This is a genomic window from Micromonospora maritima (genome assembly GCF_902825405.1).
GTDB classification, from domain to species: Bacteria; Actinomycetota; Actinomycetes; order Mycobacteriales; family Micromonosporaceae; genus Micromonospora; species Micromonospora maritima.
The window spans coordinates 1-929 of sequence record NZ_CADEAU010000921.1 but is presented as its reverse complement, the minus strand read 5'-3'; the positions used below and the strand labels follow the sequence as shown (position 1 = coordinate 929).

Here is a 929-nt window from a genome sequence, read left to right as displayed (position 1 = left end):
GGCCGCCCGGGCCAGCTCGTCCCGGGGCCGGATCCCGGCGGCCACCACCACCAGCTCCGCGTCGACCGTGCGGCCGTCCGCGAGCGACAGCGCGGCCACCGTGCCGTCCGGGCCGGGGCGCAGCGCCGTGGTGGCCACCCCGAGGTACGGGGTGACGCCCAGCTCCTCGACGTACCGGCGGAGCATGGCCCCGCCCGCCTCGTCCACCTGCACCGGCATCAGCCGGGGCGCGAACTCGACCACGCTGGTGGCGAGCCCGAGCAGGCGCAGCGCGTTGGCCGCCTCCAGGCCGAGCAGGCCGCCGCCGATCACCGCGCCGGTCCGCCGGCCCCGGGCGTGCTCCCGGATCGCGGTCAGGTCGTCGAGCGTCCGGTAGACGAAGACCCCCGGCAGGTCCGTGCCGTCGACCGGCGGGACGAAGGGGTACGAGCCGGTGGCGAGCACCAGCGCGTCGTACGGGTGCTCCCCGGCCGTCGTCGTCACCACCCGCCGGGCCCGGTCGACGGCGGTGACCGGTTCGCCCAGCCTCAGCTCCACCCCGTCGTCGGGGCTGTGCAGGCTCAGCTCGTCCGCGTCCACCCCGTCGAAGAGGGCGGAGAGCCGCACCCGGTCGTACGCCGGTCGGCTCTCCTCGGCGAGCACCGTGACCCGCCACCGCCCGTCCCGGTCGCGGGCCCGCAGCGCCTCGACGAACCGCTGCCCGACCATGCCGTTGCCGACGACCACCAGCCTGCCGATCCGCTCGCTCATCGCGTCGCCTCCACCGTCTCGCGGTCCGTCACCGTGTTCCGTCGCCGGCCGTCCGGGCCGGGCCCACCGCCGTCCGCGCCCCGGGCGCGGGGACTGCCGGTTCCGTCGCCGGCCTGGTCGCGGGCGTGGGCGGTTCCGTCGCCGTCCGGGTCGGCCGGGCCGTGGTCCCGGTGACCGGC

The 929-nt window shown here is 77.9% G+C and carries 2 protein-coding genes; both read right to left on the bottom strand.

What is annotated here, in order from left to right; translation table 11 throughout:
- On the bottom strand, positions 1 to 750 hold a 750-nt coding region (locus tag HUW36_RS33555), incomplete at its 3' end, for an NAD(P)/FAD-dependent oxidoreductase (protein WP_174531664.1).
- Positions 747 to 929: hypothetical protein (locus tag HUW36_RS34220; RefSeq protein WP_217428929.1), on the bottom strand; the 183-nt coding region annotated here is incomplete at its 5' end. The genes HUW36_RS34220 and HUW36_RS33555, both read right to left, overlap by 4 nt.